This window comes from Pedobacter sp. HMWF019, from assembly GCF_003061025.1.
GTDB lineage: Bacteria > Bacteroidota > Bacteroidia > Sphingobacteriales > Sphingobacteriaceae > Pedobacter.
The window spans coordinates 1-14,837 of the sequence record NZ_QAIL01000345.1 but is presented as its reverse complement, the minus strand read 5'-3'; the positions used below and the strand labels follow the sequence as shown (position 1 = coordinate 14,837).

Sequence of the window (14,837 nt, the reverse complement as noted above, 5' to 3'; positions counted from 1 at the left end):
CCTTGATGAAATCTTCAATGCTTCTATACATGTCGATAAAATTTTAAATATCTGAGGCAAATATAGATTAAAATCACAAATGCTAAAATAATTAGATGTAAAATATTGATTGCTATATTTATTAGTTATTTTGTTTTCTATTTTTATCGATCATATTTATAATGTTTGATGTATAAGTAAAAGAATGAAACAGCAAAATCGATCTAAAGACCTCTTGCTTCCACTGAATTACCAATTTCTTCAATAATAACATCTTCGAGTGCAGACATGCGTGAGTTGTCATACCATTTACCAAAGAAATCCCTGCCAATCTCGTATCCGACATGCTGGCAGATTACATTGATCCTTAATGGTTTTTGACTTTTAAGCCTTACTCCGTATATGTCACTGTTGATCTTGATGTTGAATGCTTCCATATTTGTTGTTTATTAATTTGCTTTGATGATTAGAATTGTACTATTAAGAACGGAAAAGAAATGTTATTGTTTGAGAATTGTTCATTCCGTTTGTACAATTTATTAACTTTGCACCTTCATATGGGTATCGTCAATTATTTAACCTTCATCCTTACTGCTTTTGTTTTTATTATTACTCCTGGAATGGACACCATATTTGTTCTGAATAAATCTATTGGAGAAGGAAGAAAAGCAGGTATTTACTCAACACTAGGTTTAAACACGGGTGTTTTAGGACATACTATGTTTGCTGCGCTAGGCCTTTCCCTAATCGTAGCCAAATCTGCAATGGCTTTTATGGTTATAAAATATTTGGGAGCCGCTTATCTGCTCTATCTTGGAATCTCGAAACTGATCTCCAAAGATAGCCTGATTAATATGGATGCGGAGATTAAACCAGGAAACTCCAATAAGCAGAACTTTATCTCCGGGTTTTTTACCAATATCCTGAACCCAAAGGTTGCTTTGTTCTTTTTGGCATTTTTCCCTCAATTCATCAAACCAGAACTCAGTAGCAGCCCTGTACCCTTTATTATTTTGGGCTTAACCTGTGCTGTTTTAGGTTCCCTGTGGTTTTTTCTGCTTTCCTTATTTGCAGCTTACTTTTCCAGATCTATCACAGAAAATCCGGCCATGGGTAAAATGTTGAATAAAGCATCTGGACTAGCTTTTGTTTTAATGGGTTTAAAGATTGCTTTGACCAAAAGATAACTCGTTCTCTATAATTCCCTTAATGAGTTTCACACCTGCTTCCATTTGGGAAAAGCTGAAACCAGTAAAGCCGATAAGAAAGCTGTTAGGATAATGAAACTGTAGAGATAAATGATCAATTGGATATAGAATAAGGCCTTTTTGCTTTCCCTGAAATTTAATTTGTTCCGCGTGTAGGGCATTTTTAAATGTAAGTACAAAATGCATCCCTGCTTCAACTTTAGATATATCAATTTTGTTTCCAAGATAAGTTTTGAGCAGCAGGATCAGATCGTCCTGGTTCTTTTTATAGAGCAAGCGCATTTTGCGTAAATGTCGGTTCAAATGACCCTCACGGATAAACTCTGCTAAAATAGCCTGATCTATAACTGGATTTTGACGATCCGTAATTGCTTTAATTAAAGTGAACTTTTCTGCTAACTCCTGGTTGGGCAAAACCATATAGCCAATTCTTAAAGCCGGAAACAGGATTTTACTAAAGGTGCCAATATACATTACATTTCCATGTGTATCAATTCCTTTAAGTGCTGCGAACGGACGTCCATCATAGCGAAATTCACTATCATAATCGTCTTCTATAATGACCATTTGGTGCTTTCTGGCATAGTTTAATAATTTTAACCGTTCGTCAAGCGGCATAGTAATGCCCATCGGAAATTGATGGGATGGAGTTATATAGGCCAGTTTTGCGTTGGGATAGTGTGTTATGGCATAGTCCAGATCAATACCTTTGTTTTGTATAGGAATAGGACAGATTTCAGCGCCAAATTTAGCCAGGGCTGTTTTTGCACCATTATAACCAGGGTCTTCCATCCAGCATTGACTGTTTTTTTTTACAAACAACTCCGCAATTAAATGTATCGCTTGCCTGGAGCCGTTCACCACTACAATTTGCTCTGGTCCGCAATTGATAGACCTGTTGATTCTCAGATAATCAGAGATGGCTGTCCTTAAAGGTAGATACCCCTGGCCGTGGTCATAACCAAGATAATACTGATGGATATTGCGGTAGATATCTGCAGCAATTTTGCCCCAAGTCTTAAATGGAAAATCAGGTAAGAAGGGTACAGAGGCCTGAAATGGGATAAACGATTCCCGGTTACAATCTTGCATAGCAAACTTTGCGTGAGGTAACTCGTTCGTGCTTATTGATATGATTTCTTGCTGTCGATAATAATTAGTTTTTGTTTGAGGTTTATCAGGTATCTGCGTTACATAGGTGCCCGCGCCGGTTTGACTGCAGATATAACCCTCTATACTTAGCTGCTCATAGGCATGTATAACACAGTTTCTGGCAATACCAAACTCCTTGGCCAATAAACGGGTGGCAGGCATCCGGTCTCCTGCTTTAAGCATTCCATTTAAAATTCCTTTGCTGATCTCTTCATATAACTGGATGTAGAGCGGCGTTCTGGATGTTTTCTCCAGTTTAATAAAAGTCATCAGGATTTCAGGAGCTGTTTTGGTCATAACGTTGGAATATTGGTTCTACTTAAAATACAATAATGGTTCTTTTAATAGAACCAAATTTAAAATACTTTTGCGATGTGTCCAATGGCATTTTAGACGTTAACCTATTTATCAAAATGAAATTAGCTTATATAACTTACCAGATGCAGGAAAAATATACTTCTGGAACAGCTTATGATGAAGATGCTGAACTTTTGCGCTTTTTAAAACAAAAAGGAATTCATATTGAGCAGGAAATTTGGAATGATCCGGGAGTAGAATGGGCACAATATGATTTGGCCATCATCAAATCTCCATGGGATTACCATGAGCAAATTTACGAATTTTATTGGTGGCTGGAGCGGATCAAAGCACTGGATGTTCAACTGCTGAATTCAACAGATATTGTAAGATGGAACAGTGATAAACATTACCTAAAAGAGATCGCAGATGCTGGACTAAATGTGATCCCAACGCTGTTTTTGGAAAAAGGCACAACACCAGATATCTCAGGTCTGTTTTTGAAACTGAAAACAGAACAGCTGATTATTAAGCCGTGCGTCAGCGCAGGTGCAAAAAATACATTGAGCATTCCTATTGATGCAATAGAAACCTATAGAGACAAGGTATTTGAGCTTCTTAAAGAAGAGAGTTATATGGCTCAGCCGTTTATGCCAGAAATAGCGGATGGAGAATGGTCATATTTGTTCTTTAACGGGAAATTTAGCCATAGTTTATTAAAACAGCCAGCTAAAGGAGATTTTAGAGTACAACATTATCATGGTGGAACGATCAGTAAAGTAGCCGCCACTCCGGAGCAAATTAAATCTGCAGGACTTTATGTGGAAAAATTCGCAATAGACACCTTGTATGCAAGGGTAGATGGTGTCTATCGGAATGGCGAATTGTATTTGATGGAGCTGGAACTCATTGAACCCTATTTGTTCCTGAATACAGATTCGAAAGCATTCCAGAATTATTATGTTGCCTTAACAGAGATCATCAACAAAAATGGAAAATAATAAATTAAAAGGCTGTTTGCTGGCTTTCCTTGCCGCATTATTATGGGGTGTTTCAGGCGCTTGTTGTCAATTTCTCTTTGTTCACCGATCTGTTAATATAGAATGGCTGCTTACCATGAGGCTATTGGTTTCAGGGCTGATCCTGGTGTTGTATGCAAGGATTATAAGGCTGCCTGATTTGTTGCAGATCTGGAAGAACAGAAGAGACGCAGCTCAGCTATTATTGTTTACCATTTTCGGAATGGTAGCGGTTCAGTACACTTATTTTGCAACAATTAAATATTCTAATGCAGCTACCGCTACTGTACTTCAGTATCTGGGGCCTGTACTGATTGCAATTTATTATACTATAAAGTTAAGACGTCTGCCTACTTTTATAGAACTTGTTGCTATTGTATTTGCTTTAACAGGTACATTTTTACTGGTTACGCATGGACAGATCGGGTATCTATCTATTTCCAAACCAGCCCTGATCTGGGGACTGCTTGCTGCAATTACCCTGGCCATTCATTCTATCCAGCCCATCGCACTGTTAAAACGCTATAATACAACAGTAGTCATTGGTTGGTCTATGCTTATCGGAGGCGTGTTTTCGAGTTTTCTTCATGCGCCCTGGGCAATAGAGGGGAGATGGGATGCTTATACGTATCTTTGCACAGCTTTTATTATATTATTGGGTAGTCTGGTTGCTTTTTATGCTTATCTGACTGCAGTAAAATTGATTGGTGCCGGAACAAGTAGTTTGCTCGCTTGTGCAGAACCACTTTCTGCTGCGCTCATTGCGGTAGTTTGGTTGAACGTATCTTTTGGTCGTTTTGACTGGATGGGTACCACCTTTATATTACTCACAATTCTCCTTCTCACCTTTAGAGAACGAAAGGATAGAATATCTGTGTCTGGCGAATAAATTTATTTCTTTTTTTCAGCCAGTCTGTTGTTCAGGTAATCTGTTGGCGACATGCCAAACTGTTTTAGAAATACCCTTCCAAAATGAGTTTGGGAACTATAACCCACCATTTCTGAGATTTCATAAATCTTTAAAGTTCCTTCGCTGAGTAATTCCGCTGCCCTTTTTAAGCGGGCAAGGTTAATCAACTCATTAGGAGAAAGGTTAGAAATAGATTTGATTTTTCTATACAAAGTTGGACGGCTCATATTCATGTTTTCGGCAAGGTGTTCTACGTCCAACTGTTGATTTTGAATATTCTGTACAATAATGCTTTGGATTTTCTCGAGGAACTGTTCATCTGCTTTGGAATAGGCAATGCTTTTGATGTGAAGGAGAGGGGAACTGGAAAAATAAGCTTTGATCTTGTTGCGGTTAGCAATGAGGCTCGAGGCCTGAACTTGTAAAAACTCCGGAGAAAATGGCTTTTCCATATACACATCTGCACCCAGTTCCAGACCTTCAATTTTAGACTGCATCGTATTTTTTGCAGTAAGCAAGATCACTGGGATATGGCTAAATTCAATGCTGGATTTAATTCTCTTGCAAAATTCAAAGCCATCCATTTCAGGCATCATTACGTCGCTGATCACCAGGTGCACAATTTCCTGTTCTAATAGCAATAGCCCATCTTTGCCATTAACAGCCACCAGTACCTGAAATTTCTCACTCAGATCGTCTGAGATAAAATCCAGGATATCTTCATTGTCGTCCACAAGAAGAACAACAGGTTTCTCATCAACCGCTGGTTCATTTACAAAGCTTATTTCTTTTTCCATTTTCCTTCTAAATTAAATTCCATAGTTTGATGAATAGGGAAGCGTGCAACAAATACATTATAAGCGTTCTCACTTTCTGCCAGCTTCAGCTGGCCTTTGTGCAGCTCTGTCAGTGATTTGGAAATAGACAACCCAATGCCCGTTCCCTGTTTCATCTCAGTCTCTCTGGCCCTGAAAAAAGGCTCAAAGATCTTATCTTTCAATTCGATATTGATTTTACTTCCATCATTCTTAACCAGAACAGTAAACTCATCCTTTTGTTCCTCAACAATAAGTTTGACCTGTATAAGAGATTTGCCGTATTTAATAGCATTGTCTATCAAATTGCTCATAATCTTATAGAAAGCTTCCAGATCTATATAAGCAAACAGATCCTTTTCTGGAAGGATCAATTCGTAGCGAAGCTGTTTTTGTTCTGCCGCAAACTGGAATTGCAGGTTGACATCGTGAAGCAAATCTGAGATGTTGGCTTTCACAAAGTTAAGCGAAAAGCCAGAAATTTCTGTTTTTCTAAAATCCAGTAATTGATTGGTGAGGTTAAGTAAACGTTCTGTATTACGGTCCATGATCCGCAGATTTTTTTCTATTGGATCAGAGTGTACTTCTTTCGATAATTTGAGCAGTTTTTCCATAGGGCCTTTAATGAGTGTGAGCGGAGTACGGATCTCATGCGCTACATTAGTGAAAAATTCTATTTTGGCCTGATAAATCTCCTTTTCCTTTTTGTGCTCAAAGATTTCCATTCTTCTTTTGTTCCTGCTTTCTGTTCTTTTGTGGTATTCCCAAACCAGTATTGAAACCAGTCCAATAATTACGATGGCATAAAACAGATAAGCCTGAGGTGTCTTCCAGAAAGGAGGGAGTATAGTAATGTGAAGCTGGACGTTGTTTGTGCTCCAAAGTTTACTGCCACTAATCATAGATTTGGCTTCAAATACATATTTTCCCGGAGCGAGTTTCGTGAAATATACCTTTCTGTTTGTTTTTAGGTATTCCCAGTTGTTATACAGGCCTTTCATTTTATAGGCATATTCGGTCATTTCCGGAGCAATATAACTCAGGGCAGCAAAATCAATACTAAAAGAAGACTGATTGTGCTGTAAGGTGATCTCTTTAGTATAGAGCATGGACTTGCCCGATATTGACCTCGACAGTTGAACCTGGTTTTCCGTATTATCGATCTGGAAGCCAGTCAGAAAAACCTGGGCAGTAGCGGTTGTTGTATTTAGCTGTTCTGGAAGGAAGCTGATCATGCCCTTTACGCTTCCAAAATAAAGTCGTCCATCACTATCTTTAAATGAAGAATTGTAATTGAATTGATCAGTTAGGAGGCCATCTTCTCGGGTATAGGCCTTAACTACCTTCGTTTGAGGGTTGAAACGCAGGATGCCTGCTGTACTGCTGATCCATAAATTACGACTGTTGTCTTCCTGGATCCGGAATGGAAAGTTGCTTGGAAAACCATCTCTTACAGTAAATGATTTAAAGGTGGATGTTTTTTCATTAAAGAGAGCCAGTCCGCCACCATCCGTAGCTACCCAGATATTTTTACGGCTATCTTCAAAAATTCCGTTCACTGTATTGTTGCGCAAGGAGGTTTTATCATTTTCTTTTGATATGAAATGCCTGAACGTACTATCTCCGAGTTTGAAATTAAACAGACCACTATTATAAGTGCCTGCCCAGATACTACCCTCACTGTCTTGAATAATATTGTTGTAGAAAGATACAGGTAAGCCTGGAACCAGGTCAAAGTCATCATTTTTAACGTTGTAGCTATACAAACCTGAAGTTGTGGCCACCAGAATAATGCCTTGTCTGGTTTTATAAAGGCACAATATAAAATTAGACTTTAAAGAATTACCCCTTCCTGCATGGTAGTGTTTGGTGATCAGCCCGGTGTTGATGTTCATAATATCCAGGCCATGTTCAAAAGTACCGATCCAAAGCTGATTGCCATTAGGTAGTAAAGCATGGACGTTGGAATGTGCAATACTGTACTTTTGGCCATTTGGAAAATAGGAAGTAAAGAGACCTGTTTTGGGATCTAGCTTGTTCAACCCGGCATCTTCTGTACCAATCCAGAAATTTCCATTCTTATCCTTGCAAATTTCCCGGATAGCACTTCCGCTGATAGCGTTTTTTTGGAGGCCCGGAAAGTATTTGGTGAATACGGATGCGAAAGGAGAGTAGTAATTGACACCACCAAAATAGGTGCCGGCCCATATGCCTCCTTCACGATCGGCGCAAAGCGTATAGATGGCATTGTCTGATAAGGCATAGGGATTCCCAACTTGTTTTTGCAAATGAGTAATGCTATTGTCCTTATGACGGTAAATATAAAGACCAGATTCTGTACCAATCCAGAATTCCTCGTTTGCTGATGCTTTGATATCCCTTACATAAATATGTGTCTTATCTGTATTCAGTGTGGCAAGGTCTTTTAAAAGGTGTGTTTTCAGGTTAAATAACTTTAAACCCTGGTTAGTTGTACCGATCAGCAGTTGTCCATCCGTGGTTTCACTGATTGCAGAAATCCATCCAATGCTGGATGGATGGGTCTTATCTAAGATATATCGGGTTTCAAAAGCTCGGGTTGTTGGATTGTAAACTGCTATCTGTGCATCTGGGCCAGTAATGATCATTTCGCCATTAAGACGGCAAAAGAGATGAGTTGGAGAAAAGGAATCTTCCATCTGTACAATCCTGAGCCTGTTTTTAATGGGATTATACTGATATATTTTGCCTCCGGAAAGTATCCAGATCAAACCGCTATGATCCATCTGGAGTACACTCATCGTCATTCCTTTGGTCAATTCTACACTATTGAATTCCTCTTTTACCGGATCATATTTGTAGAGGCCCAGGTCCGTACCTACCCATATACCGACTTTGTTGTCGCTCAGTAAAGAGTGTATCTTGTCACTTCCTAAGCTTTTTGGATTGCTTACATCGTGTCTGTAAGTTTTAAAGGAATAGCCATCAAACCTGTTCAAACCATCTTTTGTGCCAAACCACATAAAACCATTATGGTCCTGTGCGCTACAAAAAACAGTGTTGTTGGATAGCCCATTCTCCACCTGATAGTGCTTGAAATAGTAGGACTGGGCATGCAGCATCTTTGCAGTCAGCAGAAAAAAGATAAGGATAAATATTCTCAATGGTTTATAAATGGTCTATGTTTCAAATATATTAAACAAATACGTTGTTTTGATTCGGAATAAAGATTGAGACTAAATGTTGAAACATTGAGACGTTAATACTTTGCAGCCCGGTACGAATGTCCTTGATTTGTTACAACCTAACCAAATATACTGTAACAATGATCAATCAACCTTTGCCAGCTGGCAGGTTAAGTAGATGTACTGTCTGTAAGTGTTGTCTTTTTTTTATTCTGGTAATGTGTGGCCAGGCGGGTAATTTATTTGCAACAGACTTGCAGATCAGAATCACTAAACCCTATCTAAATATACCTGTAGGAAATAGTGCCAGGATGAAACTGGTTAAAATCACAGGTAAAAGTCAAAGGGAATTTCCTGTTCAGCTGGCAGAGGGTACAGTTGATTACTGGATTTTTGTAAATGTCACGGAATTCCTTGGGCAAACTATCACACTTTCCTGTCCGGCAAATGTTGCCGCACTAAGCCGTATTTATCAGGATAATCAAATTAACGGGACAGATAGTTTGTATAAGGAAAGTAACCGGCCGCAATTTCATTTTACAGTGAAGCGAGGCTGGAGTAATGATATCAATGGCCCCATTTTTTTTAACAATACATTTCATTTGTTCTGGCAGGCCTTCCCCTTTGGTAACTCCTGGAATACGGGTTTTATGTACTGGGGGCATGCAACCAGTAAAGATATGCTCCATTGGAAAGAACTTTCCCCAGCCTTAATGCTGGATAGTCTGGGGTCCCCATGGTCAGGTACAGCAGTAATAGATCATCATAACGACGGCGGATGGGGCAAAGACGCAATGGTCCTGTATTATACGGCATTCGACCGATTGTCGGGGAAACAAGTGCAATGTATTGCCTATAGTCTTGATCAAGGTAAAACTTTTACCCGTTACAGTGGTAATCCGGTCATAGATAGTAACCAGGAAGTGCGGAGCAATGACACCCGGGACCCTAAAGTCTTCTATTACAATCAGGCAAAGATTTGGGTAATGGTGCTTTTCGAAATTGACGGTATGTCTTTTTACAATTCGAAGGACATGAAGAAGTGGACAAAAGAAAGTCATTTTTCAGGATTACATGAATGTCCTGATTTCTTTGAACTGGCAGTAGAAGGCAATCCAAATGAAAAGAAATGGATACTTCATGGAGCAAGTTCAGATTATTTTATTGGCACTTTTGATGGTCAGGTTTTCCATCCGGAAAGCAGCAGATTGAAATATGCAGAAGGAGCCCACGACTTTTTATATGCGGCAGAATCGTTTGGAAATATGCCTTCAGATCGCAGGATCCAAATTGCATGGGGTCGGATTGAACACGCCGGTATGCCTTTTACTCAGATGATGCTGTTTCCAACAGAGTTTAAATTGAAATTGACAAAAAGTGGTCTGAGGTTGATGGCCAGTCCAATTAAGGAAATTGAAAATCTTCATGCCTCTTCCAGAACATGGGCCTCTTTAAGCTGGGAGAAAGCCAATCAACAGCTGGAGGCTATAAAACCAGGGCCTCTTCACATCACCTTTAGAGCTGATTTTAGCAGAGCACAGTTTCTGAAATTGTTTTACCAGGGAAGAGAAATCGTGAATTTGATGGCCAAGGACTTTCCAAAGTTAGAAAATGATATAGATATATTAATTGATAAAACTGTGATGGAAGTTTTCATCAATGATGGAGTGCACTATATCGTGAGAAAATTAGATCAGACTGCAAACATGACAGCCCTTAGATTTCAGGCCGACGATGCCAGCATGATGATCAAAAATCTTAAAGTTCATCAGATGAAATCTATCTGGTAAACAAGATTGAAGAATGGATAAAAGAAGATTCCCTGAAATAGAGACAAATTGAAGAAAACTTGATACAAATGCGTAGAGTAGTCAAAGCCCAAAAATCCAATATTTGAGAAACCAAATTTTAAACTACATGAACAAAATTCTCTCTGGCACTTTGCTTTTTATATTTAGTTGCACTGCCGTTGGGGCACAGCAAAAACCTTGGGCATTGATTAAGGACAGAATTGTTTCGCCATGGGCGGAAAAAGTAGATCCAAAAAATGTATTATCTGAATATCCACGTCCTCAACTGGTACGTAATGGCAACTGGAAAAGTCTGAATGGTTTGTGGGATTATGCAATTGTACCTAAAAGTCAATCTGCTCCATCTGCCTACGAAGGAAAGATTTTAGTTCCCTTTGCAGTGGAATCCGCGCTTTCAGGTGTAGGCCGGACAGTCGGCAAGGACAGTGTACTGTGGTATAATCATATCATTGATATACCTTCTTTTATGAACCATAAAGAAATAATGCTTCATTTTGGCGCAGCAGACTGGCAAGCAGAAGTTTTTGTGAATGGAAAAAGTGCCGGATTGCATGAAGGTGGCTTTGATGCTTTTACCTTTAACATTACAAATCTCCTTAAAAAAGGCTCCAAACAGGAGATCAAGGTCAGAATTTGGGACCCGACAGACGAAGGGCCTCAGCCAAGAGGAAAGCAACAGAGAAAACCAGAAGGAATATGGTATACTCCTGTTACTGGTATCTGGCAAACCGTATGGATTGAAGCACTTCCTAAAACTCATATCGTATCTACAAAACAAACACCAGATATCGATGCAAAAACATTGGAGGTTTCAGCAAAGGTAGAGGGTATGCAGGCAGGTGACCAGCTAAAGATTACAGCTTTTGATGGCAAGAACAAAATTGCAGAGCAGGATATCGAACCAGGAGCGGTAGCCTCACTGGCTATTGCCAATCCTAAACTCTGGTCGCCATCTTCTCCATTCCTATATAATCTGAATGTGTCGTTGATACGCAAAGGAAAAATTATTGATGAAGCAGGAAGCTATTTTGCTATGCGTAAATCTTCAATTGGTGCAGATAAAAATGGTATCCAGCGAATGCTGCTCAATAACGAATTTGTTTTTCAGTACGGCCCTTTAGATCAGGGCTGGTGGCCTGACGGACTGTATACCGCCCCAACAGATGAAGCTCTGAATTTTGATGTTATTAAAACCAAAGCAATGGGTTTTAATATGATCAGGAAGCACATTAAAATTGAACCTGCAAGATGGTATTATGAATGCGATAAATTAGGTATGCTTGTATGGCAGGATATGCCAAGCGGAGATTTAGGTAATCAATGGCAACCAAACCCAGGACTTTTGGGTGGGACCGATAAAAACAGAACACCAGAATCTGAGGCCATGTACCGTAAAGAATGGGAGGTGATCCTAGATCAGCTGCATAATTTCCCTTCTATTGTAGTGTGGACTCCTTTTAACGAAGCATGGGGGCAGTTTAAAACAAAAGAAATTGCCGATTGGACTAAGCAGAAAGACCCTTCCCGTTTAGTAAACAGTGCAAGTGGCGGTAATTTTGTGATTGCTGGCGATTTGGTGGATCTGCACCATTATCCTGACCCTGCAATGCCAAGACCAGATATATTTGCTTCCACACATGCCATTGTGCTAGGTGAGTTTGGTGGTTTAGGACTACCAATTCCAGGACATACCTGGAAAGCAAAAGACAACTGGGGTTATCAGACTTTTAAAACTGCCGACGAAATGCTGGATAAATACAGTTCATTTATGATAAAAATGCAGGATCTCATTCAAAAGGGATTATCCGCTGCGGTTTATACCCAAACAACCGATGTTGAACAGGAAACGAACGGTTTAATGACCTATGATAGAGAAGTGATTAAAATGCCTGTTGAAAAACTGAAAAGTGTGCACGATAATTTGTATTTACCACTTGCACCGTAATTTAATGAAACACACACCAAATTTATTTATAAATACACACGAATGAAACAATTTATTCTTACGGTGAGCTTAGCGGCATTATTGCTAAAGGCATCTGCACAAGAGCGGATAGCCCCGGCTTATCCGCTAATTACGCACGATCCCTATTTTAGCGTTTGGTCCTTTACAGACAAATTAAATGCTTCTCCAACCAAACATTGGACCGGTACTGCCCAAGCCCTAACAGGTTTGATCAAGGTAGATGGAAAAGTATACCGTTTCTTAGGCAATCAGGAGCAAAATTTTGTTACAGCTTTGCCTGCATCAGACGAAAAAGCCTATCAGGTGCAGTATACCGAAAATGAACCCGTAAAAGGCTGGGAGCAGGCCGGCTTTAGCGATGGTAGCTGGAAAACAGGTACAGCACCATTTGGCGATGGATCGGCGACTACACAATGGAGGAGTAAAGATTTGTGGACGCGTCGAACATTTAATCTGGACAGAACCGATTTTAAAGGTTTACAGTTAAAATTAATGAACGACGATGATGTAGAAGTATACTTGAATGGAATACAGATCTTTGATTGTAAGTGTTTTAATGGGAAATTCATTTATATTCCAACAGATCAAAAATTATTAAAGAAGGGAAAAAATGTACTGGCTATTCATGTAAGAAATAATGTTGGCGGACAGTGGTTGGACGCTGGTTTAGTTTATGAAAAATCAGTTGCAGCTGAGCAAAACGTATTGGCGGCCAAACAAACAAGCGTGAAATTGAATGCAACGCAAACCAGTTATACTTTTGATTGTGGTGCCGTAAACCTTGATGTTGCTTTTACCTCACCATTGTTAATGAACGAATTGGATTTAATGTCTCGTCCGGTATCCTATGTGTCGTTTAAAGTAAAGGCAAAAGACGGGAAAAAACATGCTGCAGAAGTTTATTTTGGTGCATCTACTGCTTTATCCACCAATACAGAATATGAAGAGGTAACGGCTAAAGAATACAGTGCTGGAGCTTTATCCATATTGAAAGCGGGTACAAAGGAACAGTCCATCTTAAAAAAATCTGGAGATGATGTGCGTATTAACTGGGGATATATGTATGTTGCAGTTCCTCAAAATGCAAATGCACGTCAATATATCAGTCCTTCTGCCGATGCTGTTGCTGATTTTGTTGCAGGCAAAAAAACTGGTACTGCTGTTGCAGAAGGCAGGAAGCTGAGTCTTTCAACGGTACTGCCTTTTAATGAAGTAGGTGTTTCAGCCATTGAAAAACGTATTTTGGTGGGGTATGATGACATCTACTCCGTACAGTATTTTGGAGAAAACCTCAGACCATGGTGGAATCGGAACAACAATCAAACTATAGACAAACAATTAACTTTAGCCAATACGGAATATCCTGCAGTTTTAAAGAAATGTGAAGCTTTTAACCAAAAGTTCCATGCAGAAAATGTAAAAGCCGGGGGTGAAAAATATGCTGAACTTTCAGATTTGGCTTATAGACAAGCCATTTCAGCTCATAAATTAGTACAAAGTCCTCAAGGAGAAATCCTGTTCCTTTCTAAGGAGAATTTCAGTAACGGTTCTATCAATACCGTAGATGTGACTTATCCTTCTGCGCCTTTATTCCTGGCCTACAATCCAGACCTCCTTAAAGGTATGCTGAACGGTATTTTCTATTATAGTGAAAGTGGAAAATGGAAAAAGCCTTTTCCTTCTCATGATTTAGGCACTTACCCCCTGGCTAATGGTCAAACTTACGGAGAAGATATGCCTGTTGAAGAAGCTGGCAACATGGTGATTTTAACAGCTGCAATTGCTAAAGCTGAGGGAAATGCGGAATATGCCAGAAAACATTGGCAAACTTTATCTACCTGGGCAAATTATCTGAGTAAAGCCGGTCTGGACCCAGCAAACCAATTGTGTACGGATGATTTTGCCGGTCACATGGCTCGTAACGCAAATTTATCTGTTAAAGCAATTGTGGCCATCGGCGGTTATGGTATGCTTGCTGAAAAGTTGGGTAAGTCTGAAGAGTCCTCCAAATCTACCAATATGGCAAAAGAAATGGCGCAGAAATGGATGCAAATGGCTGATGCGGGAGACCACTATGCTTTAACTTTCGATGGAAAGGGGACCTGGAGTCAGAAATATAACCTGGTTTGGGATAAAGTATTGAACCTGGATATTTTTCCAAAAGAAGTTTATAAAAAAGAGATTAATTATTACCTAACTAAGCAACGGGAATTTGGTTTGCCTTTAGACAGTCGCCGTACCTATACCAAATCAGACTGGATTCTTTGGACAGCAACCCTTACGGATAACCCTGAAGACTTTAATAAACTCGTCGATCCGGTATTTAAATATGCTTCCGAAACCTCAAGCCGGGTGCCTTTGAGTGACTGGCACGAAACGACAGATGGCAAACAAGTCGGCTTCCAGGCACGCAGTGTGGTAGGTGGTTATTCTATTAAACTCCTTGATTACAAATTAAATAACAGGTAACTAATATATACTGATGAAAACATATTTAAAATACAGTGCCTCTCCAT

10 protein-coding genes are annotated in these 14,837 nt (G+C 39.5%); 6 read left to right on the top strand and 4 right to left on the bottom strand.

From position 1 onward, the window contains the following. Nucleotides 1-203: 203 nt before the first annotated feature. Nucleotides 204-416 carry a hypothetical protein gene (locus DBR11_RS19155; protein ID WP_108554239.1) on the bottom strand — a complete coding sequence of 71 codons (213 nt, stop codon included), beginning with the start codon at nt 414-416 and terminating at the stop codon, nt 204-206. A gap of 183 nt (nt 417-599) precedes the next feature. On the opposite strand from DBR11_RS19155, the gene DBR11_RS19150 reads away from it, so the two are divergent. Continuing rightward, on the top strand, nt 600-1,166 hold the full coding sequence (locus DBR11_RS19150) for a LysE family translocator (RefSeq protein WP_233260829.1): 567 nt from the start codon (nt 600-602) through the stop codon (nt 1,164-1,166). Here the strand turns inward: DBR11_RS19150 and DBR11_RS19145 are convergent. Beyond that, on the bottom strand, nt 1,140-2,636 hold the full coding sequence (locus DBR11_RS19145) for a PLP-dependent aminotransferase family protein (protein ID WP_108554237.1): 1,497 nt from the start codon (nt 2,634-2,636) through the stop codon (nt 1,140-1,142). The two genes, DBR11_RS19150 and DBR11_RS19145, sit on opposite strands and share 27 nt — an antisense overlap. Nucleotides 2,637-2,752: 116 nt before the next feature. Between DBR11_RS19145 and DBR11_RS19140 the strand changes: the two genes are divergently transcribed. Then, nucleotides 2,753-3,637: a RimK family alpha-L-glutamate ligase gene (locus DBR11_RS19140; protein ID WP_158275331.1), complete on the top strand. Its 885-nt coding sequence runs from the start codon at nt 2,753-2,755 to the stop codon at nt 3,635-3,637. Next, a complete protein-coding gene (locus DBR11_RS19135; protein WP_108554235.1) occupies nt 3,627-4,544 on the top strand; it encodes a DMT family transporter in 918 nt (305 codons plus the stop codon). The genes DBR11_RS19140 and DBR11_RS19135 overlap by 11 nt, the downstream gene beginning before the upstream one ends. A gap of 2 nt (nt 4,545-4,546) precedes the next feature. Here the strand turns inward: DBR11_RS19135 and DBR11_RS19130 are convergent, their stop codons facing one another. Both DBR11_RS19130 and DBR11_RS19125 read right to left on the bottom strand, forming a co-directional pair. After that, entirely contained in the window at nt 4,547-5,362 is an 816-nt protein-coding gene (locus DBR11_RS19130; RefSeq protein WP_108554234.1) for a response regulator, read from the bottom strand. Then, nucleotides 5,347-8,523 (bottom strand): two-component regulator propeller domain-containing protein, encoded by a 3,177-nt coding sequence (locus DBR11_RS19125; protein WP_108554233.1) that lies wholly within the window; start codon nt 8,521-8,523, stop codon nt 5,347-5,349. The genes DBR11_RS19130 and DBR11_RS19125 overlap by 16 nt, the downstream gene beginning before the upstream one ends. Nucleotides 8,524-8,762: 239 nt before the next feature. Here DBR11_RS19125 and DBR11_RS19120 point away from each other — a divergent pair, with 239 nt between their 5' ends. The 3 genes from DBR11_RS19120 to DBR11_RS19110 all read left to right on the top strand — a co-directional run bounded on the left by DBR11_RS19120 (nt 8,763) and on the right by DBR11_RS19110 (nt 14,790). Beyond that, nucleotides 8,763-10,334, top strand: a complete 1,572-nt coding sequence (locus DBR11_RS19120; RefSeq protein WP_158275330.1) for a glycoside hydrolase family 32 protein — start codon at nt 8,763-8,765, stop codon at nt 10,332-10,334. Nucleotides 10,335-10,461: 127 nt separating this feature from the next. Next, on the top strand, nt 10,462-12,300 hold the full coding sequence (locus DBR11_RS19115; protein WP_108554231.1) for a glycoside hydrolase family 2 protein: 1,839 nt from the start codon (nt 10,462-10,464) through the stop codon (nt 12,298-12,300). A 42-nt stretch (nt 12,301-12,342) separates the two neighbouring features. Next, entirely contained in the window at nt 12,343-14,790 is a 2,448-nt protein-coding gene (locus DBR11_RS19110; RefSeq protein ID WP_108554230.1) for a glutaminase family protein, read from the top strand. The last annotated feature ends 47 nt before the right edge of the window (nt 14,791-14,837 follow it).

Coding starts and splice junctions, on each gene's coding strand:
- DBR11_RS19140 (WP_158275331.1), top strand. CDS start 2,753: ATGAAATTAGCTTATATAACTTACCAGATGCAGGAAAAATATACTTCT.
- DBR11_RS19120 (WP_158275330.1), top strand. CDS start 8,763: ATGTGTGGCCAGGCGGGTAATTTATTTGCAACAGACTTGCAGATCAGA.
- DBR11_RS19155 (WP_108554239.1), bottom strand. CDS start 416: ATGGAAGCATTCAACATCAAGATCAACAGTGACATATACGGAGTAAGG.
- DBR11_RS19145 (WP_108554237.1), bottom strand. CDS start 2,636: ATGACCAAAACAGCTCCTGAAATCCTGATGACTTTTATTAAACTGGAG.
- DBR11_RS19110 (WP_108554230.1), top strand. CDS start 12,343: ATGAAACAATTTATTCTTACGGTGAGCTTAGCGGCATTATTGCTAAAG.
- DBR11_RS19130 (WP_108554234.1), bottom strand. CDS start 5,362: ATGGAAAAAGAAATAAGCTTTGTAAATGAACCAGCGGTTGATGAGAAA.
- DBR11_RS19135 (WP_108554235.1), top strand. CDS start 3,627: ATGGAAAATAATAAATTAAAAGGCTGTTTGCTGGCTTTCCTTGCCGCA.
- DBR11_RS19115 (WP_108554231.1), top strand. CDS start 10,462: ATGAACAAAATTCTCTCTGGCACTTTGCTTTTTATATTTAGTTGCACT.
- DBR11_RS19150 (WP_233260829.1), top strand. CDS start 600: ATGGACACCATATTTGTTCTGAATAAATCTATTGGAGAAGGAAGAAAA.